This window comes from Streptomyces sp. NPDC003027, assembly GCF_053591435.1.
On sequence record NZ_JBSFTU010000021.1, the window covers coordinates 59,379 to 84,288 of the forward strand.

General features: G+C 71.3%; 21 protein-coding genes. 10 read left to right on the plus strand and 11 right to left on the minus strand.

Going from position 1 to position 24,910, the window contains the following annotated elements; genetic code table 11:
• Positions 1-8 precede the first annotated feature (8 nt).
• Complete coding sequence (gene galU / locus ACWDX6_RS17220) at positions 9-911, minus strand: UTP--glucose-1-phosphate uridylyltransferase GalU (RefSeq protein WP_451485732.1); 903 nt, start codon at positions 909-911, stop codon at positions 9-11.
• A gap of 117 nt (positions 912-1,028) precedes the next feature.
• Between galU and ACWDX6_RS17225 the strand changes: the two genes are divergently transcribed.
• Positions 1,029-1,613, plus strand: coding sequence for a 5-formyltetrahydrofolate cyclo-ligase (locus ACWDX6_RS17225; protein WP_451485733.1), 585 nt, complete (start codon positions 1,029-1,031; stop codon positions 1,611-1,613).
• 62 nt (positions 1,614-1,675) lie between these two features.
• Here ACWDX6_RS17225 and ACWDX6_RS17230 read toward each other — a convergent pair whose 3' ends face one another.
• On the minus strand, positions 1,676-4,465 hold the full coding sequence (locus ACWDX6_RS17230; protein WP_451485734.1) for a penicillin acylase family protein: 2,790 nt from the start codon (positions 4,463-4,465) through the stop codon (positions 1,676-1,678).
• A gap of 234 nt (positions 4,466-4,699) precedes the next feature.
• On the opposite strand from ACWDX6_RS17230, the gene ACWDX6_RS17235 reads away from it, so the two are divergent.
• From ACWDX6_RS17235 to mscL, 5 genes are all read left to right on the plus strand, one after another.
• Positions 4,700-6,289 (plus strand): potassium/proton antiporter, encoded by a 1,590-nt coding sequence (locus ACWDX6_RS17235; protein ID WP_451485785.1) that lies wholly within the window; start codon positions 4,700-4,702, stop codon positions 6,287-6,289.
• A gap of 376 nt (positions 6,290-6,665) precedes the next feature.
• Positions 6,666-7,943, plus strand: a complete 1,278-nt coding sequence (locus tag ACWDX6_RS17240; RefSeq protein ID WP_451485735.1) for an MFS transporter — start codon at positions 6,666-6,668, stop codon at positions 7,941-7,943.
• Between the two features lie 67 nt (positions 7,944-8,010).
• A complete protein-coding gene (locus ACWDX6_RS17245; RefSeq protein WP_451485736.1) occupies positions 8,011-8,334 on the plus strand; it encodes an FmdB family zinc ribbon protein in 324 nt (107 codons plus the stop codon).
• Between the two features lie 469 nt (positions 8,335-8,803).
• The gene (locus tag ACWDX6_RS17250; RefSeq protein WP_451485737.1) at positions 8,804-9,190 is read left to right on the plus strand and encodes a hypothetical protein; all 387 of its coding nucleotides are present in this window, start codon (positions 8,804-8,806) and stop codon (positions 9,188-9,190) included.
• A gap of 111 nt (positions 9,191-9,301) precedes the next feature.
• Positions 9,302-9,880: a large conductance mechanosensitive channel protein MscL gene (mscL, locus tag ACWDX6_RS17255; protein ID WP_451485738.1), complete on the plus strand. Its 579-nt coding sequence runs from the start codon at positions 9,302-9,304 to the stop codon at positions 9,878-9,880.
• A 19-nt stretch (positions 9,881-9,899) separates the two neighbouring features.
• On the opposite strand, the gene ACWDX6_RS17260 is transcribed toward mscL, so the two are convergent.
• On the minus strand, positions 9,900-10,115 hold the full coding sequence (locus ACWDX6_RS17260; RefSeq protein ID WP_403293226.1) for a hypothetical protein: 216 nt from the start codon (positions 10,113-10,115) through the stop codon (positions 9,900-9,902).
• A gap of 304 nt (positions 10,116-10,419) precedes the next feature.
• Between ACWDX6_RS17260 and ACWDX6_RS17265 the strand changes: the two genes are divergently transcribed.
• Complete coding sequence (locus ACWDX6_RS17265; protein ID WP_451485739.1) at positions 10,420-11,475, plus strand: P1 family peptidase; 1,056 nt, start codon at positions 10,420-10,422, stop codon at positions 11,473-11,475.
• A 158-nt stretch (positions 11,476-11,633) separates the two neighbouring features.
• On the plus strand, positions 11,634-12,410 hold the full coding sequence (locus ACWDX6_RS17270) for a DUF6227 family protein (RefSeq protein WP_451485740.1): 777 nt from the start codon (positions 11,634-11,636) through the stop codon (positions 12,408-12,410).
• 147 nt (positions 12,411-12,557) lie between these two features.
• Here the strand turns inward: ACWDX6_RS17270 and ACWDX6_RS17275 are convergent, their stop codons facing one another.
• The gene (locus ACWDX6_RS17275) at positions 12,558-12,770 is read right to left on the minus strand and encodes a hypothetical protein (RefSeq protein ID WP_451485741.1); all 213 of its coding nucleotides are present in this window, start codon (positions 12,768-12,770) and stop codon (positions 12,558-12,560) included.
• Between the two features lie 13 nt (positions 12,771-12,783).
• On the minus strand, positions 12,784-13,890 hold the full coding sequence (locus ACWDX6_RS17280) for a glycosyltransferase family 2 protein (protein ID WP_451485742.1): 1,107 nt from the start codon (positions 13,888-13,890) through the stop codon (positions 12,784-12,786).
• A gap of 563 nt (positions 13,891-14,453) precedes the next feature.
• On the opposite strand from ACWDX6_RS17280, the gene ACWDX6_RS17285 reads away from it, so the two are divergent.
• Complete coding sequence (locus tag ACWDX6_RS17285; RefSeq protein WP_451485743.1) at positions 14,454-15,905, plus strand: cellulose binding domain-containing protein; 1,452 nt, start codon at positions 14,454-14,456, stop codon at positions 15,903-15,905.
• A gap of 95 nt (positions 15,906-16,000) precedes the next feature.
• On the opposite strand, the gene ACWDX6_RS17290 is transcribed toward ACWDX6_RS17285, so the two are convergent.
• From ACWDX6_RS17290 to ACWDX6_RS17305, 4 genes are all read right to left on the minus strand, one after another.
• A complete protein-coding gene (locus tag ACWDX6_RS17290; RefSeq protein WP_451485744.1) occupies positions 16,001-18,196 on the minus strand; it encodes a PTS fructose transporter subunit IIABC in 2,196 nt (731 codons plus the stop codon).
• Positions 18,193-19,146 carry a 1-phosphofructokinase gene (pfkB, locus tag ACWDX6_RS17295; protein ID WP_451485745.1) on the minus strand — a complete coding sequence of 318 codons (954 nt, stop codon included), beginning with the start codon at positions 19,144-19,146 and terminating at the stop codon, positions 18,193-18,195. Before pfkB ends, ACWDX6_RS17290 begins: the two co-directional genes overlap by 4 nt.
• Positions 19,143-19,904, minus strand: a complete 762-nt coding sequence (locus tag ACWDX6_RS17300) for a DeoR/GlpR family DNA-binding transcription regulator (protein ID WP_451485746.1) — start codon at positions 19,902-19,904, stop codon at positions 19,143-19,145. Before ACWDX6_RS17300 ends, pfkB begins: the two co-directional genes overlap by 4 nt.
• A gap of 168 nt (positions 19,905-20,072) precedes the next feature.
• Complete coding sequence (locus ACWDX6_RS17305; protein ID WP_451485747.1) at positions 20,073-21,596, minus strand: MFS transporter; 1,524 nt, start codon at positions 21,594-21,596, stop codon at positions 20,073-20,075.
• 62 nt (positions 21,597-21,658) lie between these two features.
• Here ACWDX6_RS17305 and ACWDX6_RS17310 point away from each other — a divergent pair, with 62 nt between their 5' ends.
• Positions 21,659-22,615 (plus strand): helix-turn-helix transcriptional regulator, encoded by a 957-nt coding sequence (locus tag ACWDX6_RS17310; protein ID WP_451485786.1) that lies wholly within the window; start codon positions 21,659-21,661, stop codon positions 22,613-22,615.
• A gap of 191 nt (positions 22,616-22,806) precedes the next feature.
• On the opposite strand, the gene ACWDX6_RS17315 is transcribed toward ACWDX6_RS17310, so the two are convergent.
• On the minus strand, positions 22,807-23,808 hold the full coding sequence (locus ACWDX6_RS17315) for a sigma-70 family RNA polymerase sigma factor (protein ID WP_451485748.1): 1,002 nt from the start codon (positions 23,806-23,808) through the stop codon (positions 22,807-22,809).
• Positions 23,809-24,105: 297 nt separating this feature from the next.
• On the minus strand, positions 24,106-24,894 hold the full coding sequence (locus ACWDX6_RS17320) for a dioxygenase family protein (protein WP_451485749.1): 789 nt from the start codon (positions 24,892-24,894) through the stop codon (positions 24,106-24,108).
• Between the last annotated feature and the right edge of the window lie 16 nt (positions 24,895-24,910).

Below are 24,910 nucleotides of genomic sequence, written 5' to 3' on the forward strand. Positions count from 1 at the left end.
CAAGGTGACTACATCTCCTCGTCGACGTAACTGCGGAGCCAGGTCCGGAAGTCCGGTCCCAGGTCTTCACGTTCGCACGCGAGTCTGACAATGGCACGCAGATAGTCCCCGCGGTCACCGGTGTCATAGCGCCGGCCCTTGAAGACGACGCCGTGGACCGGGCCGCCGACCCGCTCGTCCTTGGCGAGCTTCTGCAGCGCGTCCGTCAGCTGGATCTCACCGCCGCGCCCCGGCTCGGTCTCCCGCAGTATCCCGAAAACGGCCGGATCCAGGACATAGCGGCCGATGATCGCGTAGTTGCTCGGCGCCTCCTCCGGATCGGGCTTCTCCACCAGGTCGGTCACCTTCACGACATCGGAGTCGACCGTCGCCTCGACCGCCGCGCAGCCGTACAGGCCGATCTGCGCGGGCTCGACCTCCATCAGCGCGATGACGCTGCCGCCCTCGCGCTCCTGGACCTCCACCATCCGCGCCAGCAGCGGGTCGCGCGGGTCGATCAGGTCGTCGCCGAGGAGGACGGCGAACGGCTGCTCGCCGACGTGCGGGGCGGCGCAGAGGACGGCGTGGCCGAGCCCCCGCGGGTCGCCCTGACGCACGTAGTGCATGGTGGCGAGGTCGTTGGACTCCTGGACCTTGGAGAGCCGCTCGGCGTCGCCCTTGCGGGTCAGCGCCTCCTCCAGCTCGTAGTTCCGGTCGAAGTGGTCCTCCAGCGGGCGCTTGTTGCGGCCGGTGATCATCAGGACGTCGTGGAGCCCGGCCTCGACGGCCTCCTCGACGACGTACTGGATCGCCGGCTTGTCGACGACCGGCAGCATCTCCTTGGGCGTCGCCTTGGTGGCCGGGAGGAACCGGGTGCCGAGGCCCGCGGCCGGGATGACAGCCTTGGTGATCCTGGGGAGGGACTGAGTCATGCGGAGCACCTTAGCCGCTCGTAATGAGAGGAAGATGGGGGTCCCATCAAGTTCCTCCGCATAAGAGCAGGTACGAGAAGGTCGTTGAATCCAGGGAGCTCCACAGTGAAAGCCGACATGTCCGGAAAGGCTGTTCTGCGTCTTCAGTTGCTGGCCGCCCGCGCCCTGCTGAGCAGCCATGATGCCGAGGCCGCCGCCGAGCGGCTCGGCCGGGGTGCGCTGGAGCTGCCCGAGTTGGCGGGGGCGTCGACGGTCGCCGCCTATGTGTCGGTGGGCCGGGAGCCGGGCACGCGCGCGTTGCTGGACCTGCTGCGGGCGCGGGGGACGCGCGTGCTGCTGCCGGTGCTGCTGCCCGACAACGACCTCGACTGGGCCGCGTACGAGGGGCCGGAGCGGCTGGCGAAGGCGGGCCGGGGCCTGCTGGAGCCGACGGGGCCGCGGCTCGGCCCGGACGCCGTGTGCGAGGCGGACGTGGTGCTGCTGCCGGGGCTCGCCGTCGACGAGCGCGGGATGCGCCTCGGCCGGGGCGGCGGTTCGTACGACCGGGTCCTCGCCCGGCTCGCGCGGGCGGACGCGCATCCGGCGCTCGTGGTGCTCCTCTACGCGAACGAGGTGGTCGCCCGGGTCCCGGAGGAACCGCACGACCACCCCGTGCACGCGGTGGTGACCCCGCAGGGGGCCCGGCGCTTCACGCGCCTCTAGAAGGCCGTCAGGACCTGTCCGGCCGATCAGCGCCGGACAGGGCCCGGGAGGCCGTCAGGGCCTCAGGGCCTCAGGACCAGCGTCTCCTTCGTCGAGGCGTCGACGGCCGCCTTGCCGAAGGACCAGTCGAGCAGCTCGCCGTTCACCCACTTCTCCGTCTGGTCGGCGTAGTGGGAGTGGTACGCGTGCCCCGAGGCGCCGGTCAGGTTGATCCAGCGCGACCGGTCCCAGTCGCCGACGTTGACGACCATGCGCATCGACGGCACCCAGATGACCTCGTAGCCGCCGGCCGCGTTCCAGCCGGTCGCGTTGACCGCGGCCTCGCCGCCGCCCAGGTTCCACGGGCCGCGGTTGAGCATCGTCCGGATGAAGTCCGGACCGGCGGTGCCGAGGGTCTTGTTCTCCAGGGTCAGCTGGTGCAGCCGGCCCCAGCTCCAGGTGGAGACGTCCTTGCCGAGCTTGGCGGTCAGCTCCCAGCGGGCGTCCTCCATGGCGCGGGCGAGCAGCTGGTCGCGGTTCTCGGTGGCCTGGTCCGTGCGGTTGGCCTCGGTCTTCCACCACTCGCTGTCCTCGTCCTTCAGCAGCGGGCGGACCACCTCGTACCAGCGGTCGCCGCCGTCCGGCTGCGCCGACTCCGCGTCCCGCTGGCCGCACTCGCGTACCAGCCTGTTCTGCTCGTCGACCGGGCCGGTGGGGTCGGCCGGGCGGACGTTGATGCAGTCCCCCTCGGCCCGCAGCTCCTTGGGCAGCTTGTCGCCGAAGGCGAGCTTGAGAACGTTGCGCCACACCGCGTTGAAGTACGCGGCGGCGGCCGAGTCCGGCTCCTGGGTGTAGTCCCAGCCCTCCAGCAGCTTCTGCGCCTCGCGGACGTACCGATCCGAGATGTCGATCTTCAGCAGGAGCGGGTTGAGCAGGGTCGCGATCTCGCTGCGGTTGTCCATCTGCATGGTCCGCATGTCGTCCGGCGAGATCTTCCCGCCGTCCTTGGTCTTCGACTCGATGAGGTCGTTGATCCGCTGGCTGCGCGAGCCGTACCCCCAGTCCTTCGTCAGCAGGGCGGGGTACGCGTCGGCGCCGGTCACGGCCTGGTTGGCGGTGACGATGTAGCCGCGCTCCGGGTTCTCCTCGTAGGGCAGCTCCTCGTAGGGGATGTAGCCCTTCCATCGGTACGAGGAGTCCCAGCCCGGCGCCGGGAGTGTGCCGTCGCCCTTCGCGCGCTCCGGGATCCTGCCCGGCGCCTGGTAGCCGATGGTGCCCTCGGTGTCGGCGTAGATCAGGTTCTGGGAGGGGACCTGGAACTTCTTGGCCGCGGCGCGGAACTCCTTGAAGTTCTTGGCGCGGTTGAGCTCGAAGACGGCGTCCATGGACGTGCCGGGCTCCAGGGCCGTCCACTGGAGGGAGACGGCGTAGCCGGTGCCGCGGTCGGGTGCGGCGTTGCCGACGGGGGCCTTCTGGCCGACCTTCTCCAGCTCGGAGGAGCGGTCGGAGACCACCGGGCCGTGGCCGGTCGAGCGGACCGTGATCAGCCTGCTGCCGCCGCCCGCGATCTTGATCGTCTCCTCGCGGGTCGTGAACGGCTTGGTCCGGCCGTCGACGAGGTACCCCTCGCCGCTGACCTTCTCGAGGTACAGGTCGGTGACGTCGGCGCCGAGGTTGGTGAAGCCCCAGGCGATGGTGTCGTTGTGGCCGATGACCACGCCGGGCATGCCGGAGAAGGTGTAGCCGGCGACGTCGTAGCGGCAGGTCGCCGAGACGGAGCGGCAGTGCAGTCCCATCTGGTACCAGAGGGACGGCATCTGCGGCGCGAGGTGCGGGTCGTTGGCGAGCAGCGGCTTGCCGGAGGTCGTGTACTTGCCGGCGACGACCCAGGAGTTGGAGCCGATGCCGTTGCCGTTGGGGCCCAGCAGCGCGGGGATCTCGTCGAGCGAGTCGGAGAGCGCGCCGAGCTGCGACTGCATGCCCTGGAGGGCGCTGTCGACGGAGCCGCCGTTCGTGGAGCCGCTGGTGCCGTTTGAGCCGTTTGAGTCGTTTGCGGACGCCGTGGAGCCGCTGGTGTCGGAGTCGCCGCTCCCCGAGGCCTTGGCCTTCGGGTCGAACTCGCCCTTCGCCTCGTCGACCGCGCCGCCCTCGACGATCGGCTGGTGCAGCTCGTACGGGTACGCCGGGTACAGCTGCTTGATCTGCGCCGGGCTCAGCCGGCTCGTCATCAGCGAGCGGTCGATCTCGTCCTTCATGTTGCCGCGCAGGTCCCAGGCCATCGCCTTGAGCCAGGCCACGGAGTCGACCGGCGTCCAGGGCTCGATCTCGTACGTGTGGGAGAAGGAGAGCGCCGCGTACTCCACCGAGACGTCGGAGGGGTCCCGGTCCTTGAGGTAGGCGTTGACGCCTTCCGCGTACGCCTGGAGGTTCTTCTTCGTCTCCGGCGACAGGACCTTGTCGTACTCCTCGCGCGCGATCCGGTGCCAGCCCAGCGTGCGCAGGAAGGCGTCGGTGTTCACCTGGCTCTTGCCGAACATCTCGGAGAGCCGGCCCGACGTCATGTGGCGCCGGACGTCCATCTCGTAGAAGCGGTCCTGCGCCTGGACGAAGCCCTGCGCGCGGAAGAGGTCGGCCTCGGTGTCGGCGTAGATCTGCGGGACGCCGTACGCGTCCCGCTTGACCTCGACCTGACCGGAGAGCGCGTCGAGCCGGATCGTGCCCGTCGTCTGCGGGAACGAGCCCCGGACGGTGCTGACGCCCCAGTACCCGCCGAAACCGACGCACCCGACCAGGGCGAGGACCAGGACGAGGACGAACAGGCGGGCGCGTCGCCCCTTCTTCTTGGCGGGGGACGCGGTCGTGTTGGAGGGCATCGCTGTCCTTCGAGGGGCAGGGTGTTCCTGGAGTACGGAAGCAACCTTAGGCGCAGGGCCGGGCCGGGCCGGACTCGGTGTGGGCGCGAGGGGCCGCGCGCGCGTCCGCCTGGCACGGGACGGGTGGTCGAGGAGAGGCCGGGACGGCGTCAAGAGAACGTTAAAGATTAGGTAAGGTAACGAAGTGTCGACTGCTGGAACGATCCGGCTGCGCGCGAGGGGAAGGAACGGCCACTGACTGTCCACCAGCTCAATGAACTCCTGCTCATCTGCTCGCTCGTGCTGCTCATCGCTGTCGCGGCGGTGCGGATCTCGTCCCGGAGCGGGCTCCCCAGCCTGCTGCTGTATCTCGGGATCGGGATCGCCATAGGGCAGGACGGCATCGGCAACGTCGCCTTCGACAACGCCGAACTGACCCAGGTGATCGGCTATGCCGCCCTCGTGGTGATCCTGGCCGAGGGTGGCCTGGGGACGCAGTGGAAGGAGATCAAACCCGCGTTGCCCGCGGCGGTCGTGCTGTCGACCGTCGGCGTCGCGGTGAGCGTGGGCATCACGGCGACCGCCGCCCATTACCTGGTCGGCCTGGAGTGGCGGCAGGCCCTGATCATCGGCGCGGTCGTCTCCTCGACGGACGCCGCCGCCGTCTTCTCCGTCCTGCGCAAGGTGCCGCTGCCCTCCCGGGTGACCGGTGTGCTCGAGGCCGAGTCCGGCTTCAACGACGCCCCCGTCGTCATCCTCGTCGTCGCCTTCTCGACGGTCGGTCCGGTCGACAGCTGGTATCTCCTCGTCGGCACGATCGTCCTGGAACTGGCCATCGGCACGGCCATCGGCCTCACGGTCGGCCTCCTCGGCGCGTACGGGCTCCGGCACGTGGCCCTGCCCGCCTCCGGCCTCTACCCGATCGCCGTGATGGCCATCGCGGTCGTGGCGTACGCGGCCGGCGCCATGGCGCACGGCTCGGGCTTCCTCGCCGTCTATCTGGCCGCGCTGGTGCTCGGCAACGCCAAGCTGCCGCACGCGCCCGCCAACCGCGGATTCGCCGAGGGGCTCGGCTGGATCGCCCAGATCGGCATGTTCGTCCTGCTCGGACTGCTGGTGACGCCGAGCAAGCTGTTCGCCGACTTCTGGCCCGCGGTGGTCATCGGCCTGGTCCTGACGATGGTCGCCCGCCCCTTGGAGGTCCTCCTCAGCCTGCTGCCCTTCCGCATCCCCTGGCAGGAACAGGCGCTGATGTCCTGGGCCGGCCTGCGCGGAGCGGTCCCCATCATTCTCGCGACGATCCCGATGGTCTCCGGGATCGAGGGCAGCGAGCGGGTCTTCAACATCGTCTTCGTGCTCGTCGTGGTCTACACCCTCGTCCAGGGCCCGACCCTGCCGTGGCTGGCCCGTGCGCTGAAGCTGGGCGACGGGGCGGAGGCGGCCGACCTGGGGGTCGAGTCGGCGCCCCTGGAGCGGCTGCGCGGACACCTGCTGTCGGTCGCCATCCCCCCGGGCTCCCGGATGCACGGCGTCGAGGTCGCGGAGCTGCGCCTTCCGGCCGGGGCGGCGGTCACCCTCGTCGTACGCGACGACAAGAGCTTCGTACCGGGTCCGACCACCGTCCTGCGGCGCGGGGACGAGCTGCTCGTGGTGGCGACCGATCCCGTGCGGGACGCCGCCGAGCGGCGGCTGCGGGCCGTGGGGCAGGGCGGAAAGCTCGCCGGATGGCTGGGCACGGGCGGGGCCACGGCGGTCACCGAACACCGGCGGCACGGCCACCGGCATGGCGAGGACGGGACCGACGGGCGGACCCATCGGCCCATCCGCAAGCGAACGTCCGGTTAATCACAGGCATCGATCGTACGAGAAGGGCGTTTTCTCAGGCGGGACGGCGCTCTTCCCTGTACCATGAAGGCACACCTGATCGAACCAACTCTGCCTGACGCAGAGCTGGCGCGACCGTATGGCGGCCGAGGCACCCTTCGCAGTGGAGCCCGGCATCTACCGCAGTTCCGCGCATGAGGACAGCTCTCGGCGACACCCGCACCACCGTGCACGGGGCGCGCTACCAGGCGGCAGAAAGGCAAGGACCGTGGTGTCCACGGTCACCTCCGACAAGCCTGCGGCGGCTGAGACGTCTGCGACGTCCGACACATCCGTAACACCTGCGACGTCCGTAACACCTGCGACGTCCCAGCCCCCCGCCGAGAACACCGGCCGGGTGGGGAAGCCCCGCAAGCGGGCCGGAAAGCGGGCGGCCGGTTACGGCCGGCTGCTGCGCACACCCGGCGCACTGTCGTTCCTGCTGCCCGGCTTCGCCGCCCGGCAGCCGTTCGCGATGCTGACGATCGGCATCGTCCTGCTCGTCCAGCACACCACCGGCTCGTACGGCAGCGCCGGCGCCGTCGCCGCCGCCACCGGCGTCTCGATGGCGCTGTTCGCCCCGCAGAGCGGCAAGCTCGCGGACCGCTTCGGCCAGCGCGCCGTCCTGATCCCCGGCGTCCTGATCCACTCGGCCGCCGTCGCCACCCTGACGGCGCTCGCCCTGGCCGGCGCCCCGATGTGGGCGCTGTTCCTCGCCGCCGTGCCGGCCGGTGCCTCGGTGCCGCAGGTCGGCCCCATGGTGCGCGCCCGCTGGGCGGCGAAGCTGGAGGGTTCGCCGCTGATGCCGACGGCCGCGGCCTTCGAGTCGGTGACGGACGAGTTCACGTTCGTCGTCGGCCCCGTTCTGGCGACGGCGCTGTGCACCGGCGTCCACCCCGCCGCCGGTCTGATCGCCGAAGCCTCGCTGACGCTCTTCGGCGGCCTGTTCTTCGCCGCCCAGCGGCGCACCCAGCCCGCCCACGGCCTGGTCGCGGCGGCCTCCGCCGGACCGCGCGTCTCGGCGCTCTCCATCCCCGGCGTCCGGGTCCTGGCCATCGCCTTCCTGGGCATCGGCTCGGTCTTCGGCGGCATGCAGGTCTCCCTGACCGCGTTCTCCGAGGAGATCGGCAACCCCGGCGCCAACGGTCTGCTGTACGGGATCTTCGCCGCGGGCAACATGCTCGCGGGCATCGCCTGCGGCGCCGTCGCCTGGAAGATCGGCCCGCGCAAGCGCCTGATCCTGGGCTACGCCGGACTGACCGTGGCGGCCTCGCTGCTCTGGTCCGTCCACTCCGTGCCGCTGCTCGGCGCCCTGGGTCTGGTGGTCGGCCTGTGCATCGCCCCGGCCCTGATCACCGGCTACACCATCGTCGAGACCCTGGTCCCGGCCAACGCCCGGACCGAGGCGTTCACCTGGCTCACGGGCGCGGTGGCCCTCGGCCAGGCCGGCGCCGTCACGGTCGCCGGCCGGCTGGCCGACGGGCACGGCGCGAGCACCGGATTCCTGGTGCCGCTGGTGGGCACGGCGCTCGCGCTGGCCACGCTCCTCGCGCTGCGTTCGCGCCTTGCCCCCCAGGCGTCCGGACGGGTCGCCGCACGTGGTATCGGTCACCGAGTGCCGGTGACGGTGGACTGATCCCGCGGAATAGGTCACTATGGATCGTCGTTAGCACTCGATGAGTGTGAGTGCCAGGAGGAAGACAGTGCCGACCTACCAGTACCAGTGCACCGAGTGCGGCGAGGGCCTCGAGGCGGTGCAGAAGTTCACCGATGACGCGCTGACCGAGTGCCCGAGCTGCAAGGGACGCCTCAAGAAGGTGTTCTCGGCGGTCGGCATCGTGTTCAAGGGCTCCGGGTTCTACCGCAACGACAGCCGCGGCTCGTCGTCCAGCAGCTCGCCCGCCGCCTCGTCGTCGAAGCCGTCCACGGCTGCCACCTCCGCGTCCTCGGACGCGAAGCCGGCCGCGTCGTCGAGCACGACGTCCAGCACGTCGAGCGGCTCCAGCTCCGCCAGCTCGGCCGCCTGAGCCTCCGTCTTTCCGTAGCCCCTTCCAAAAGCCCCACCGCTGTGCGCGGTGGGGCTTTTTGGCGTTCCGGGCTCCGGCTCCGAACTGCCTCGGGTCACCCTGAGGGGTGAGGGAGTTGTCCACAGGAGCGGGTCGGTCCACAGGCCGGAGCGGGAGGCGCGCGAAGCCGGGAAGGTGGGGAGCGGCTCTTCGGATCTCCTGACAGGTGGTGCTCGCGATGACGACCTCCCCCGGCCACACCCGGCCTCACACCCCCAGCCACACCCCCGGCCACACCCGGCCTCACACCCCCGGCCGCACCCACACCTATGGCCCGGTCGGGACCGACACGCACAGCCGGGCCCGGCCCCCTTTCCTCTCGCCCGTTCCGGCGACGTGCGGTGTTCCGCAGTTCGAACCTCTACGGGTGCGGGGCGGGCGGCAGCGTCTGCGACGGGCCCTGCGGCGCAGGAGGCGTGCGCCCGCCGCCGTGCTGGCCCTGACCGCGGCGGCGCTGGCGGTGGCCGGGGCCGGGGAGGTGTCCGCGGATCCTCCGCCGCACCGGGAGGCGCGGGAGCGGCCCCGGCCTCCCGCGGTGCGGCTGGTGTCCGCTCCGGTACGGATCGCCGACGCGGCGGCCGTGGCGCTGCTGCGCCCCGGTGACCGCGTCGACGTGATCGCGGCGCCGGACTCGGCGGCGGGCGAGGCGGGGAAGCCGCGTGTGGTCGCCACGGCCGCCCGGGTGGCCGACGTCCCGCGCCCGGGTGGGGCGCGTCCGGACGGTGGGGCGCTGGTCGTCCTGTCCGTGCCGCGGTCGACGGCGACGGCTCTGGCCGGTGCGGGGATCACGTCCCAACTGGCGGTGACCCTGTGCTGATTCGTACGGGCAGCGTGCCGGGTAGCCGGTCCGGGTGCACCGATTGGACGCCTCCGCGCCGGTCGCGGCCTAATGGCTCCGTCAACTGCACACGCGGCGAAAGGCATCCGGGTGACCCCGAAGAAGGAGAGCGTGCTGGCGGGCTTCAAGGCCTTCCTGATGCGCGGGAACGTGATCGACCTGGCGGTGGCGGTCGTCATCGGCGCCGCGTTCACCAACATCGTGAACTCGGTGGTGAAGGGGGTCATCAACCCTCTGGTCGGCGCCTTCGGGACCAAGGACCTGGAGAGCTACAAGTCCTGTCTCAAGGCACCGTGCACCATGGTCGACGGCGAGATGCGGGGTATCGAGATCCAGTGGGGCCTGGTCCTCAGCTCGATCCTGAGCTTCCTGATCACCGCGGCCGTCGTCTACTTCCTGATGGTCCTGCCGATGGCCAAGATCCTGGCCAAGCGGGCGGCCCACGACAAGGCGAAGGAGGGCGTCCAGGAGACCATCGAGGTCAGCGAGCTGGAGGTCCTCAAGGAGATCCGCGACGCGCTCGTGGCGCAGCGCGGCGGGGACGGTGGCTCGGGCGGCACGCCGGGTGGCACGCCCGGCGGTGGCCCGGGCGGCGGTGGCCCGGGCGGCGGTGGCCCGGGCGGCGGCTCAGCGGCCGGGGGCGGCACGGGGGCGCACATCACCCCTTAGCCGACGGCTCGCGCCGGCGTCAGAGGTGGTGCGGCGGCTTCTCGTCGAGGAAGCGCGCGAGATCGGCGGCACTGTCGCCGCCGTGAGGAGGCCGCTCGCCCCACCCGCGGTCCGTGTCGTCCGCGGACTGCTGGTCCAGCGGATCATCGAAGATCAGTGCCGGCTTCGGTCGCGGTCGTGGATCGTCGTCGGACTGCTTCGCGTTGCGCGGGCCGTGGGTGGGGGCGGTGCTCATACGTCCAGGGTACGCCCGGAATTCGGCCTCGCTCCCGGGTGATTTGGGGGTCATCGGCGGTCCCTCGGGCCGAGCTCCCCGGCTGGCGACGACCAGGATCGACAGCCCCACGATCCTCAGCCCGACGGTCGTCAGCGCGCGTGATCGCGAGCCCGACGGTCGTCAGCGCGCGTGATCGCGAGCCCGACGATCGTCTGCGCGCATGATCGTGAGCCCGCGATCGTCTGCCCCGCGCCTGCCGAGCCCGACGGTCAGGGCGGGGAACGGTCGGCGCCGGAGCCGAGGGGCGTGGTACGCAGGGGCCATGACGAAGCACGACGCACTCACGGACGTGAGCGGCCTCCGGGTCGGCCACGCGCACGTGGCCGGGCCGGACGCGCTCAGCGGCACCACCGTCGTCCTCGCCCCGGAGGGCGGGGCCGTGGCGGCCGTGGACGTACGCGGCGGGGGCCCGGGCACGCGGGAGACCGACGCGCTCGACCCGCGCAACGTCGTCCAGCGGATCGAGGCCGTGGTCCTGACCGGCGGCAGCGCGTACGGCCTGGACTCGGCGGCCGGTGTGATGGCCTGGCTGGAGGAGCGGGGCCGGGGGGTGCGGGTGGGGCCCGACCCCTCGCATGTGGTCCCGGTCGTCCCCGCGGCGTGTGTCTTCGACCTGGGCCGCGGCGGGGACTTCACCGCCCGTCCGGACGCGGCCACGGGGCGCGCGGCGGTGGAGGCGGCGGCCGCGACGGAGCTCCACGCGCGCGTGGAGACCGGGGCGGTCGGCGCGGGCACCGGAGCCGTCGTCGGCGGGCTCAAGGGCGGGGTCGGTACGGCGAGCACGGTCCTCGCCTCGGGCATCACCGTCGGCGCCCTGGTCGTGGCCAACGCGGTGGGGTCGGCCGTCGATCCGGAGACGGGGGTGCTGTACGGGCGGTACTTCCAGGGCCGTCCGGACTATCCGGAGCCGGCCGTCCACGAGGCGGCGCGGCGGCGTCTCGCCCAGGCGCGGGCGACTTACGCGGCGCCGCCACTCAACACCACGCTGGCGGTCGTCGCCACGGACGCCGCCCTCACCCGCGCGCAGGCTCAGAAGCTGGCGGGCACGGCGCACGACGGCATCGCGCGGGCCGTTCGCCCCGTGCACCTGCTGAACGACGGGGACACCGTCTTCGCCCTCGCGACGGGGGAGCGGGAGCTGCCCGCCGAGGCCGGGCCGCTCGCCCTGAACGACATCCTGGCGGCGGGCGCGGACACCGTGACCCGGGCGATCGTGCGGGCGGTCCTGGAGACGGCCGCGGGCGTGTCGGGCCCGGGCGGGGACTTCCCCGCGTACCGGGAACTGTACGGCGGGACCGGCGACCCCGACTTCCCCTGACCGGAAGGCAGTTGGGGCCCGCGGCGAGGGGGACGAGGGGGCGCGCGGGAACTTCGCTTACGCCCCCGCCGTTTTCCCGAACACCGGACACGATGTCAGACCCAGGCACTACGTTAAGCAAGCACCAAGTGACATGCGGCGACGGCCTGGAGACCCTCTTGAACGATCCGCGTGATCCTCACGTTCCGTACGAGACGACCGAGACGCACGTCGAGCGGCTCCTCGGCCGGGCGCTCAACTCCTTCGATCTCCCCGACACGACGGTCGAGCACCTGGAGACGGCGCTCGCCCACTCCAGCGCGCTGCACTCCTCGCACCACAGCGCGTCGCTGCACCGCTCCATGTACCGGCACACCTATCTGCTCGCCGACGGCACGGCCCTGACCCTGTGGGAGCTGGTCCACAACACCGGCCGGGACGGCGCCGAGCGCCACGAGCTGTACGCGGAGGAGGGCGAGGCCCGGCTCGCCGCGTCGCGACTGCTGCCGACCGGCCTGGACCCGGGCTGGGACGTGGAGCGCGCCGACGGGTTCGACCTCGACGACGGCGACCTGGAGTCGCTGAGCGCGCTGCTGGCCCGGCCGATACCGACCCAGCCCCGGATGTACGTCCCGGACAACTCCGCGGACCACGCGCGCCGGGTGCTGCGGCGCGCGGAGAACGCGGACCGGCCCGGCGAGGGGACGGCGCGGCGGCTGAGACTGGCGTTCGCCCACCACATCACGCAGGCGTTCGGACGCCAGTGCCCGGCGGAGAGCCGCCGGGGTGCCGGATTCACGCTCTACGAGCACGCGTTCCTGCTGCTCGACGGCAGCGAGTTGAGCCTGTGGGAGGTCGAGCACACGGCGACACCGGACGGCCGCCACATGTGCGAGGTGTACGAGGGCGAGCGAGCGGCACGCGACGCGATGGAGCACCGGGCGCGGGTGCGCTGACGGTCTCAGGTCGCTGCGGGGCCGCCGAGCCGCCTGACTGACGGAAGAAGGAAGGAGTGGGCCGCGCCCCGCCCGTGCCACCTGCGTGGACGAGCGGGGCGGGCCTCACTTCCCCGCGGGTACGGCCGTGCCACGCGGAAGGGTCGGTCAGCCCCGCGCGGCTCGACGTGGGCTCACCTCACCGGCGACGCGGAAATCCTGCCGACGCCGCCGGATGGATGCCATGTACGTGGTCAGAGACACGACGACAATCGTGACGCTCAGGCCGAGGATCAGCAGGTCGACGCTCGGCACCTGGGTCAGCGCATAGGCGATGCCCGCGATCACGACGCAGACCCCCAAGCCCTTGAGGGAATTCATCTCTCTCCTTGATTCATTTCCACGCGGATACGCGTGTCACATAAGACTTCACGATGGATGAGGCAAGCCAGTACGTCCGCACGACGGTGAACACCAGCTCCGGAATGAGCAGGGCCTCGACGAGCATCGCCTTCCAGCCGAGATTCCGTACGCGAAGGGCCGGATAGATGATCCAGAAGGCGAAGAGCGCCAGGAAGAGTGGCTGCTGGGAGAAACCGTGCTTCGCGGCTAGCACCAGTTGTGTCGATCCCCACCCCAGAATGTAGATGGCGCCCAAGAGGCCCAGAATCACAGTCGAGATGGAGTGCCAGGTGAATTTCGTCCACCCTCGGGCACGCAAGGTGTCCACGGTGCCACGGCTCCACCGCTCACGCTGCTGGATCAGCTCGCGCAGGGTGGGCATGAGGTCGGTGTAGGCGATGCAGAGCTGGTTGGCCGTGACCTTCCAGCCGGACTCCTTGAGCGCCAGCGTGGTCTCGTAGTCCTCGACCAGATTGGCGTGGTCCTCCCAGAAGACCTCGCCCCGCCAGTCGAGAAGGCTCTGCAGGGCTTCGGCCCGGTAGAAGGAGCCGGCACCCGACATGGTGTGGACGTCCCTGCGGTAGCGGGCGTTGGCGGCTCGGCCGTACTCGATGATCTGCATGCCGAGCAGGTAGCGCTGCCACGGGTTGCGCCACAGGCCGGTACGGCCGAGGCAGGCGGCACTCACACCACCGAGCTCCGGGTCGGAGGCGATGACGTTGCGGGCTCGCTCGACGAACCGCGGGTGCAGCTCGGTGTCGGCGTCCATGACGAGGACGTGTCGCACCCCGCCGGTCAGCCGTCCACCGACGGACTCCCTGAGCCACTGCAGGCCGTGGTTGAGCGCACCCGCCTTCTTGTGCGGGTTGTTCGGAAGGTCGAGGACCACCGTGAGGGGCGAGTTCGGGTCGTCGGCGAACTGGCGCGCGAACTCCTCGGTACGGTCGGTCGAGTTGTTGACCACCACGATGATGAGGTCGGGGCGCCGGCTCTGGCCGGCCAGGGACTCCAGCGACGTGAGGACGCCGACTTCCTCGTTCCGCGCCGGGACCAGGATGACGGTGTCGTAGAGGGTCTCGCCCCCCTCATGGGGGGACACGCGGCCTCGACGGTGCCGACTGCCGGACGCGCGCGGCGCTTCAACGCGCGCGCGACGCACACGAGTGCCTGACAAAAGCCTTCTCCCCCACCCAGATCAAGCGCCCAGGATCGTCATACTGTGTTGATCCTGTGAAAGCATGTCGAGAAGATACCGCACGCGCGTACGACCATCCGCCCGGAAGGGACGCGACCGCGCGTGGAGGGTCTCCGCAGGTGAACCAGGGCGATCACACAGCTGAACGCCTCGCATCAACCTCGTCCGGCAAAACGCGACAAGCCAGACGCTTCGACACACAGGCGGAGCGCCGATCGGTGATCGAGATCACTCCCGCAGGACCGCGGCCCCCCGGCCCCGCCCCCAAGGCCATGGCGCGTGAGTCCGGGTGGCGACAGAGATGGGCGAACCGCGCCCAATCGGTCACACCGGTGATCTTTTAAGCGTCTCCCGAATTGTGGTCAATCATGGTTACGATGACGCCGCTTATAAGACTCGACCAGTCGCAGACCTGATGCGAAGCGCGCGTTTCCGAAATCGCACTTGCATCTCACCAAGGAGCTTCCGTGAGCCGTGCCCGCCGCCAACGCCCTCGTCGCGCGTGGACCGTGCTCAAATTGCTGCTCGTCGTGGCGGTACTCGCCGGTGGCGCCACCGCGATCTATCCCATGTGGCGTGCCGCCAATCCCGAACCCACCGAACTCACCGTCCGCTACAAGACCGATGGCTCGGCCACGGACACGGTGGCCAAGCCATGGCTGGAAGTCACCAACACGTCCGACAAGACCGTGCCTCTCAGCGACGTGACACTGCGGTATTACTTCGCCGCCGATGACGGCGCCACATACGGATCCAATTGCGTCCAGACGTACGTCGGTTGCACGAACGTCACCGCGAAGATCGGCGCACTGACCGATCCCGCGTCCACCGCCAGCCATTACCTTCAGATCGGCTTCTCGTCCGCGGCCGGCAGTCTGAAGCCGGGTGAGACCACCCAGGGGATCGGGCTTCAGCTCTACCGCCTCGACCACAAGGCGCTGAACCAGGCGGACGACCACTCGTTCAACGGCGAGCACACGCACTACACCGAGTCGAAGCTGGTGCCGGCGTACCTCCGTGGCACGCGCGTCTGGGGCGACGAGCCCGGCGAGGGCACCACCGCGCAGGGGCAGGGCGCGCCCTCGGCCGCCGCCGGCTCCGTGCCGGCTCGGGCCGTGAGCGCGCCGCCGGCGGGCGTCCTGTTCGACAACTTCCACTACACCGGTCCGAACGACCCCGCGCTCGCGGCCAACGGCTGGGAGGTCCGCACCGGCGAGGGCGGCCCGGGCATCAAGGACACCTGGGCGCCCTCGCACATCAGCTTCCCCTCCACAGCGGACACCAAGGGCGGCCAGGCACTCCAGCTGCGGCTCACGACCGACGGAACCAAGCAGGGCACCAAGCAGTCCGAGCTGCTGACCACCAAGCCCGACTTCTCCACGGGCACCCTCGCCGCCCGCGTCCACTTCAGCGACAAGCCGACGGACGGCCGCGACGGCGACCACATCAACGAGTCCTTCTTCGCGATCTCGCCCGACCACCGGTCGACGAAGTACAGCGAACTCGACTTCGAGTACATGCCCAACGGGGGTTGGGGTGCCGTGGGCCCCCGCCTGGACACCACGAGCTGGCGCAGCAGCACGCAGGGAGACCGGGTCACCCGCTCCCTGGAGAACAAGTCCCTCAAGGGCTGGCACACCATGATGATCAGCGCCGTGGACGGGAAGGTCGTCTACTCCATGGACGGACGCGAGCTGTTCAGCCACGGCAGCGAGCACTTCCCGCGCGAGCACATGAGCATCCACTTCAGCGCGTGGCTCGTCGACCTTCCCTTCAAGGGCGACCGCACCTGGGACATGCGGGTCGACTGGACCTACTACCAGGCCGGCCAGAAGGTGTCCCTGGAGGACGTCGAGAAGGCAGTGGACGGCTTCCACGCCGACGGCACCAACTACGTGAACACCCTGCCCAAGTCCTGACCGAACGCGGTACGCGGGAGGGGCGGTGCGCTGGTGATGCGCACCGCCCCTCCCGCTGCGGTCATGCGGCGCCCTGTCCGTGGGGCCGGGCCGGGTCAGGCCGCCACGGCCACCTTCGTGTCGGTGCCGGCCGGCTCCGGGTTGTCGCTCGGGGCGGCCTCGGGGGCCGGTCGGCGTGCGCCCTTGAGGAGGACGACCAGGGCGGCGCTGACGAGTGTTCCCGCCACGATCGCGACCAGGTAGAGCAGCGGGTTGCCGATCAGCGGGATCACGAAGATGCCGCCGTGCGGGGCCCGCAGGGTGCACTCGAAGAGCATCGACAGGGCGCCGGTGACCGCGCCGCCCGCCATCGCCGACGGGATGACCCGCAGCGGGTCGGCCGCGGCGAACGGGATGGCGCCCTCGCTGATGAACGAGGCTCCGAGGACCCAGGCCGCCTTGCCGTTCTCCCGCTCGGTCCTGGTGAACAGCTTCCCGCGCACGGTCGTGGCGAGTGCCATCGCGAGCGGCGGGACCATTCCGGCGGCCATCACGGCGGCCATGACCTTGAGGGAGCCCTCGTTGGGGTTGGCGAGGCCGCCCACGGCGAAGGCGTACGCGACCTTGTTGACGGGGCCGCCGAGGTCGAAGCACATCATCAGGCCGAGGATGACGCCCAGGATGATCGCGTTGGCGCCGGAGAGGCCGGACAGCCAGTCGGTCAGCGCCTTCTGGAGGCTCGCGATCGGCTTGCCGATCACCAGGAACATCAGGAAGCCGACGACGATCGACGACAGCAGCGGGATCACCACCACGGGCATGATGCCCCGCAGAGCGGTGGGCACCCTCGCCTTCTGGATGGCGAGGACCGTGCCACCGGCGATCAGACCCGCGGCGAGACCGCCGAGGAAACCGGCGTTGATGGTGAGCGCGATGGCACCGCCGACGAAGCCGGGGACGAGACCGGGCCGGTCGGCCATGCCGTAGGCGATGTAACCGGCGAGGACCGGGACGAGGAAGCCGAACGCGAGGCCGCCGATCTGGAACATCAGGGCGGCCCAGCTGTCGGCCTGGCCCCAGGCGAAGTACTCGGCGACGGAGGGCGCCTTGTCGATGTCCCAGCCGCCGACGGCGAACCCGAGGGCGATGAGCAGACCGCCGGCGGCGACGAACGGCACCATGTAACTGACGCCCGACATCAGCCACTTGCGGAGCTTGGTGCCGTAACCCTCGTGTGGCCCGCCCGCGTTCTCGACGGGAGTGCCGTGCTTCGCGGCGGCGGTGACCTCGCCGCGGGCGGCCTTCTCCTTGACCTCGGCGATCAGTTCGGCGGGCCGGTTGATGCCGGCCTTGACGCCGACGTCGACGGTGGGCTTCCCGGCGAACCGCTCCTTGTCGCGGACGGGCACGTCGTGCGCGAAGATCACGCCGTCGGCCGCGGCGATGACGGCGGGGTCGAGGCGGGTGAACCCGGCGGACCCCTGCGTCTCGACGACGACCTCGGCCCCCGAGGCCGGACCGGCCTTCTCCAGGGACTCGGCGGCCATGTAGGTGTGGGCGATACCGGTGGGGCAGGAGGTGACGGCCACGATCCGGAAGGCCGGCGCGGCCCTGTCACCGGCCGCTCCCGCCGGCTCCCCGGCGTCCGCGTTGCCCGCACCACGCGGGGCGGCGGGGGCGGCCGGGGCCGCCCCGTCGGCGGCGGGCTCCGTGGCATCCGCCTCGCCCGAGGCAGGCTCCGAGGCGGGCGCCGTGCCAGGCTCCGAGGCGGGCTCCTCGCCGGAGACGGGCCCGGTGACCGACCCCCCGCCGGAGCCCGTGCTGGACGACCCTCCGGCGGCGGTCGTACCGCTCGCCGCCCCTCCCGGGGTGGCGTCGCCCGCGATCAGCGCCGCCGCCTCCGCCGCCGAAGTCGCCCCGCGCAGCGCCCCCGTGAACTCCTCGTTCATCAGCTGGCGGGCCAGGGACGACAGGATCGTCAGATGGGCGTCGTCGGCGCCCGCCGGGGCCGCGATCAGGAAGATCAGGTCCGCCGGGCCGTCCGGGGCGCCGAAGTCGACGCCCTCGCGCGAGCGGCCGAAGGCCAGGGTCGGCTCGGTGACGTGCGCGCTGCGGCAGTGCGGGATGCCTATGCCGCCGTCCAGGCCGGTCGGCATCTGGGCCTCGCGGGCGGCGACGTCCGCCAGGAAGCCGTCGAGGTCGGTCACCCGGCCGAGCCCCACCATGCGCTCCGCGAGCGAGCGGGCCGCCGCTTCCTTGGTGCCGACGGACAGGTCGAGATCGACCAGGTCCGCGGTGATCATCTTGCTCATCGCGGGCTCCCTTGCTCGCTGAGTACTCGGTCGAGGGGTACGTCCGCGGTCACGGTGACCGCCGACGGGTTCAGATCGGCAGGCGTCGGCATCTCACTGCCCGGCAGCTGGACAGCCGCGGCGCCGTGCGCCACCGCCGCCGCCAGGGCGTCCGGGCCTTCGCCGCCCGCCGCGAGGAATCCGGCCAGGGAGGCGTCGCCCGCGCCCACGTTGGAGCGGACCGCCTCCACGGACGCCGTGCCGTACCAGGTGCCGGTGTCCGACACCAGCACCTGGCCGTCCGCGCCCAGGCTCGCGAGCACCGCGCCCGCGCCCCGCTCCCGCAGCTCCTCCGCCGCCTTCACGGCGTCGCCGACGGTGGCCAGCGGACGGCCCACGGCCTCCGCCAGCTCCTCCACGTTCGGCTTGACGACGTCCGGCCGGGCGGCGAGCGCGGCGAGGAGCGAGGGCCCGGAGGTGTCGAGCGCGATCCGGGCGCCCGCGCCGTGCGCGCGGGTGACCAGCTCGGCGTACCACTCGGGCGCGAGGCCCCGCGGCAGGCTGCCGCAGCAGGCGATCCAGTCGGCGGCGGGCGAGTACGCGCCGACCGTGGCGAGGATCGTCTCGGACTCCTCCGCGTTCAGCTCCGGCCCGGGCGCGTTGACCTTGGTCAGCGTGCCGTCCGGTTCGGCGAGGGCGATGTTGGAACGGGTGTGTCCGGCGACCGGCACCGGCGCCACCTCGATCCCCTGCCCGGCGAGGAGCTGGGCGACCAGCGCGCCGGGGGCTCCGCCGAGCGGGACGACGGCGACCGTACGGTGTCCGGCGGCGGCCACGGCCCGGGAGACGTTGACGCCCTTGCCGCCGGGGTCCATCCGCTCGGCGGAGGCGCGGAGCACCTCGCCGCGGTCCAGGGCCGGTACTTCGTACGTCCGGTCCAGCGACGGGTTGGGGGTGACGGTGAGGATCATGCGCGTACGACTTCCGTTCCCGCGGCCTCGATCGCCGCGGCGTCCTCGGGGCTGAGCCCGCTGTCGGTGATGAGCAGGTCGACGTCGGCGAGGTCTCCGAAGCGGGCGAAGTGCTCCTGGCCGTGCTTGGCCGAGTCGGCGAGCAGCACGACCCTGCGGGCGGAGGCGACGACGGCCCGCTTGACGGCGGCCTCGGCGAGGTCGGGGGTGGTGAGACCGTGTTCGGGCGAGAAGCCGTTGGCGCCGAGGAAGGCGACGTCGGCGCGGATCTCTCCGTACGCCCGCAGCGCCCACGCGTCCACGGCGGCCCGGGTGCGGTGCCGGACGCGCCCGCCGACGAGGTGGAGATCGATGCCGGGGTGGTCGGCGAGGCGGGCGGCGACGGGCAGGGCGTGGGTGACGACGGTGAGCCCGCAGTCGAGGGGGACGTCGGCGGCGAGCCGGGCGACGGTGGTTCCCGCGTCGAGGACCACGCTTCCCGCCTCGGGCAGTTCGGCGAGGGCGGCCCGGGCGATCCGGTCCTTCTTGTCGGCGGCGGTGGTCTCGCGTTCGGCGAGGTCGGGTTCGAAGTCGAGCCGCCCGGCGGGTATCGCGCCGCCGTGCACCCTGCGGACGAGTCCGGCCCGGTCGAGGGCCTTGAGGTCGCGCCGTACGGTCTCGGCGGTGACCTGGAACTCCTCGGCGAGGGAGAGGACGTCGACGCGTCCGCTCTCGCGGGCGAGCCGCACGATCTCTTGCTGTCGCTCGGGTGCGTACATGTGGCTTTACGTCCGTTCCATGCCCGAACCTGTGGTTTCACCAGCAGGCTACGCCCGCGTGTCGGCAAAGTAAACACACTCGGGCATACGGACGGACACGATCGGGCAGTCGACGACAGCAGAAGACCCGGGCCCCTGGCACCCGGGTCTCCTCGGTACGTCACCGGTTCAGTGGATGAGCGCCGGCTCCTTCGCGAGCTCCTCCACCAGTTCGTCCTCCACCGCTTCCGCACCCTCCACGTGCTGCTTCGGCTTCGCCGGCAGGGCGAACATCACCAGGAAGATCGCGACGAGCACCGCCACCACCCACCCCAGCGCGTTCTGGAACGCGTCCGCGAACACCGTCCCGATCTCCCCCGGAGCCGCCGCCAGCCGCTCCTCGTCGATCACGCCGTAGAAGACGACCGACACAAGACCCAGCCCCAGCGCGTTGCCCATCTGCCCGGTCGTGTTGATGAGACCCGACGCCGAACCGGCGTGCTCCCTGGGTACGTCCGACAGCACCGCGTCCGTCAGCGGGGCGACGATCAGTCCCATGCCCAGGCCCATGATCACGAGGGGCGCGATCATCTGCCAGGGGTGGACGGAGGTGCCGTACCGGCCGGCCTCCCAGAGGTAGAGCAGCACACCCGCCGCCATCGTCAGCGCGCCCGCCTGCAGCACCTTCCGGCCGAAGCGCGGCACCAGCTTCTGCACCGACAGGCCCGCCGCCACCGAGACGGCGATCGAGAACGGCACCCCGGTCAGACCCGCCTTGAGCGGGCTCCAACCCAGCCCGATCTGCATGTACAGCGTCCAGACCAGGAAGAAGATGCCCATCACGACACCGAAGGTCAGCTGCACCGCGATACCCGCCGCGAAGCTCTTCACCTTGAAAAGCGACAGCTCGACCAGCGGGGAGCCGTCCTTCCTCGTCTTGTACTTCTCGTACGCGACGAGGGCGCCGAAGACGACGAGGCTGCCGGCCATGCACAGGTGGCCCCACAGCGGCCAGTCCAGCTCACGGCCGCGCGTCAGCGGATAGATCAGCATCAGCAGCGCGAGGGTGACGAGCAGGACGCCGACCAGGTCGAGGCGGAGCGCCTTGGGAGCCTTGGACTCGGTGATGAACTTGCGGCCCAGGATCAGGCCCGCGATGCCGACCGGCAGGTTGATCAGGAAGATCGGCCGCCACTCCAGGCCGAAGAGGTTCCACTGCGTCAGCAGTGCGCCGAGCAGCGGCCCGGACACGGCGCCCAGGCCGATGATCGCGCCGAACATCCCGAAGACCTTGCCGCGCTCGTGGGCGGGGAAGGTGACGTGGACGATCGACAGGACCTGCGGCACCATCATGGCCGCCGCCGCGCCCTGGAGAAGGCGGGAGGCGACCAGCATCTCCGGGTTGACGGCGAAGCCGCAGAGGGCGGAGGCGAGGGTGAAGGCGCCCGTGCCCAGGAGGAACAGCCGCTTGCGGCCGTAGATGTCACCGAGCCGGCCTCCGGTGATCAGGCCGGCGGCGAACGCGAGGGCGTACCCGGCGGTGATCCACTGGATGGCCCCGAACGAGGCGCCGAGGCCGCGCTCGATGCTGGGGATCGCGATGTTGACGATCGTGGCGTCGACCAGGTCCATGAAGGCGGCGGTCATGACGATGGCGAGGGCGATCCATCGCCTGCGGTCGGTGCCGGGTCCGGCGGCGTCGTGTGAACTCATAGGAAGAAGGTAGAAGTCATCTAGGTCAGTCCATGTCCTAGATGAGCGGCATCCTGGTCTCCATGACGGACACCCCCGCACGACTCCTGAATCTGCTGTCGCTCCTCCAGACGCCGCGCGAGTGGCCCGGCAGCGAGCTGGCCGAGCGGCTCGACGTCTCGCCGCGCACGATCCGCCGGGACATCGACCGGCTGCGGGAGCTGGGCTACCCGGTCGAGGCGTCGAAGGGCGCGGTGGGCGGATACCGCCTGGTGGCCGGTACGGCCATGCCACCACTGCTCCTCGACGACGAGGAGGCCGTGGCGATCGCGGTGGGCCTGCGAGCGGGCGCCGGCCATGCGATCGAGGGCGTGGAGGAGGCGTCGGTACGGGCTCTGGCGAAGCTGGAGCAGGTACTGCCGTCCCGGCTGCGGCACCGGGTCTCCACGCTGCAGCACGCGACGATCCCGCTGACCCGGGGCGACGGGGCGACGGTCGCCCCCTCCACGCTGACGGCGCTCGCGGGGGCGGTGACGGGGCAGGAGAGGCTGCGCTTCGGCTACCGCGCCGGGGACGGTACGGAGTCGAAGCGGCTGGTGGAGCCGTACCGGCTCGTGTCGACCGGGCATCGGTGGTATCTCGTCGCGTACGACCTGGGGCGCGAGGACTGGCGTACGTTCCGGGTCGACCGGGTGAGCGACCCGTTCGCCACGGGCGCCCGTTTCGCGCCGCGTGAGCTGCCCGCGGGCGGGGCGGCGGAGTTCATGACCCGCTCGATGTCGCGGACGCAGCCCGAGTTCGAGCTGAACGTCGACTTCGCCGCCCCCGCCGAGTTCGTCGCGGCCCGGCTCCCCTCGCACCTGTCCCCCACCGCCACGGGCCCGGACACCTGCCGGCTGCGCTCCCGCACGGCCGACTCCGTCGAATGGATCGCGCTCCGCCTCGCCCTGGTCGACTGCGACTTCACGGTCCACGCGCCGGACACGCTGGTCAGGTACGTGAGGGACCTCGCGGCCCGGCTGGCGTCGTCGGTGGCCTGAGTCGCGTGCCGGCCGGCCCGGCAGCCGAAAGTCGGGCCCCAGCGGCCACCCGCGGCCCGGCTCGCCGCGCTCCGAGGCGTCCCGGCCCGGAGCCCCGGGCCCGGTCTGCCGGCGGCCACTCCGGGGCCTGTCCGGCGGGTCGGGGCCGGTCAGGTCCTCGGGAGCCGTCCTGCCGATCGGGCCGGACGCACCTAGGCCACCGCGTCGAATCCGGTGTCGCGGGCCATCTTCTTCAGTTCCAGCAGGGCGTGCTTCTCGATCTGGCGGATGCGCTCGCGCGTCAGGCCGTGCTCCTTGCCGACCTCCGTCAGCGTGCGCTCCCGGCCGTCCTCGATGCCGTACCGCATCCGGATGATCGAGGCCGTGCGGTGGTCGAGCTTGTCGATCAGGTCGTCGAGCTCCTCGCTGCGCAGCAGCGTGAGCACCGACTGCTCCGGCGAGACCGCCGAGGTGTCCTCCAGCAGGTCACCGAACTGCGTCTCGCCCTCGTCGTCCACCGACATGTTCAGCGAGACCGGATCCCGCGCCCAGTCGAGGACGTCCACGACGCGCGCCGGTGTCGAATCGAGCTCCGCCGCGATCTCCGCCGGCTCCGGCTCACGGCCGTTCTCACGGTTGAACTCGCGTTGGACGCGCCGGATCCGTCCCAGCTCCTCCACCAGGTGGACGGGGAGCCGGATCGTGCGCGACTGGTCGGCTATGGACCGCGTGATGGCCTGCCGGATCCACCACGTGGCGTACGTGGAGAACTTGAAGCCCTTGGCGTAGTCGAACTTCTCGACCGCGCGCACCAGGCCCGCGTTGCCCTCCTGGATCAGGTCGAGCAGGGGCAGTCCGCTGCGGGGATAGCGGCGGGCCACCGCGACGACGAGGCGGAGGTTGGACTTGATGAAGAGGTCCTTGGCACGCTCGCCCGCGGCGACGAGCGCCTCGAGCTCCTCACGGGACGCTCCGGCCGCGTCGCTCTCGACCTCTCCGTCGAGGATCTGCTGGGCGTACACACCCGCCTCGATGTCCTGGGAGAGCTCGACCTCCTTGGCGGCGTCGAGCAGGGGCGTACGCGCGATCTCGTCGAGGTACATGCCGACCAGGTCGCGGTCGGCGATCTCCCCGCCCACGGCGCGAACGCTGCTTGCCCTCGAGCGGCTGCCGCTGGGGGCGGACGAACGACGGGCGACGGCACGGGTTGCCATGCGTGCTCCCTTGCTGAGTAGGTCGCGACACCCTTACGGGTGCCCTGCATCCGACGGAAACAACGACTGGAATCGGGACAGAATTCCCACGCACCGCATCGATTTTCGCGATCATGCAGTACCCTGTGCCGCCGCCGGGGCGCTCGCACGGTGCCGGATCGTACAGAGGCGCAGGTCAGCGCGGTAAGGAGGCTGGACGCCGTGCCCGCCGACGGGTGAACCGCCGCGTCCGCCCCGCCCGTGAAGACGGCGCGCGCACTCTTCTGGTTGCTCCGCGCCGGCCCGGGCGCGGGCGGGTCAGCCGAACTGCACCGAGCGCTTGGCGAGGCCCATCCAGAAGCCGTCGATGACGCTCCGGCCGCCGTCCAGGTCCCCCGCCGCGTCCGCGGCGCCCAGCGTCACGAAGAGTGGCGCGAAATGCTCGGTGCGGGGGTGGGCGAGACGGCCGGCCGGGGAGGTGTGTGCGAAGTCGAGGAGCGCGTCGACGTCCCTGGCCTCCAGCGCCCGGCGGCCCCAGTCGTCGAACTCCGCCGACCAGCCCGGCACCCCGCCGCCCGCGTGCCGCAGGGCCGCCAGGTTGTGGGTGAAGAAGCCGCTGCCCACGATGAGCACCCCTTCGTCCCGCAGAGGCGCGAGCCTGCGCCCGATCTCCATCAGCTTCGCCGGGTCGAGGGTGGGCAGGGAGATCTGGAGTACGGGAATGTCGGCGTCCGGGAACATCTCCACCAGCGGTACGTACGCGCCGTGGTCGAGGCCCCGGTCGGGGACGTCCTGCACCGGCGTACCGGGCCCGTGCAGCAGCTTGCGGACGGACGCGGCGAGCGCGGGGGCGCCGGGGGCCGGGTAGCGCACGCGGTAGTAGTGCTCGGGGAAGCCCCAGAAGTCGTACACGAGCGGCAGGGTCTCGGTGGCGCCGAGGGCGAGCGGAGCCTCCTCCCAGTGCGCGGAGACCATCAGGATCGCCCGGGGGCGGGGCAGCCCGGCCGACCAGGCGGCGAGCTCGCCGGGCCAGACGGGGTCGTCGGCGAGTGGCGGGGCGCCGTGCGAGAGGTAGAGGGCGGGCATCCGTTCGAGCGTGGCGTCCATGACGACCGCCTCCCAG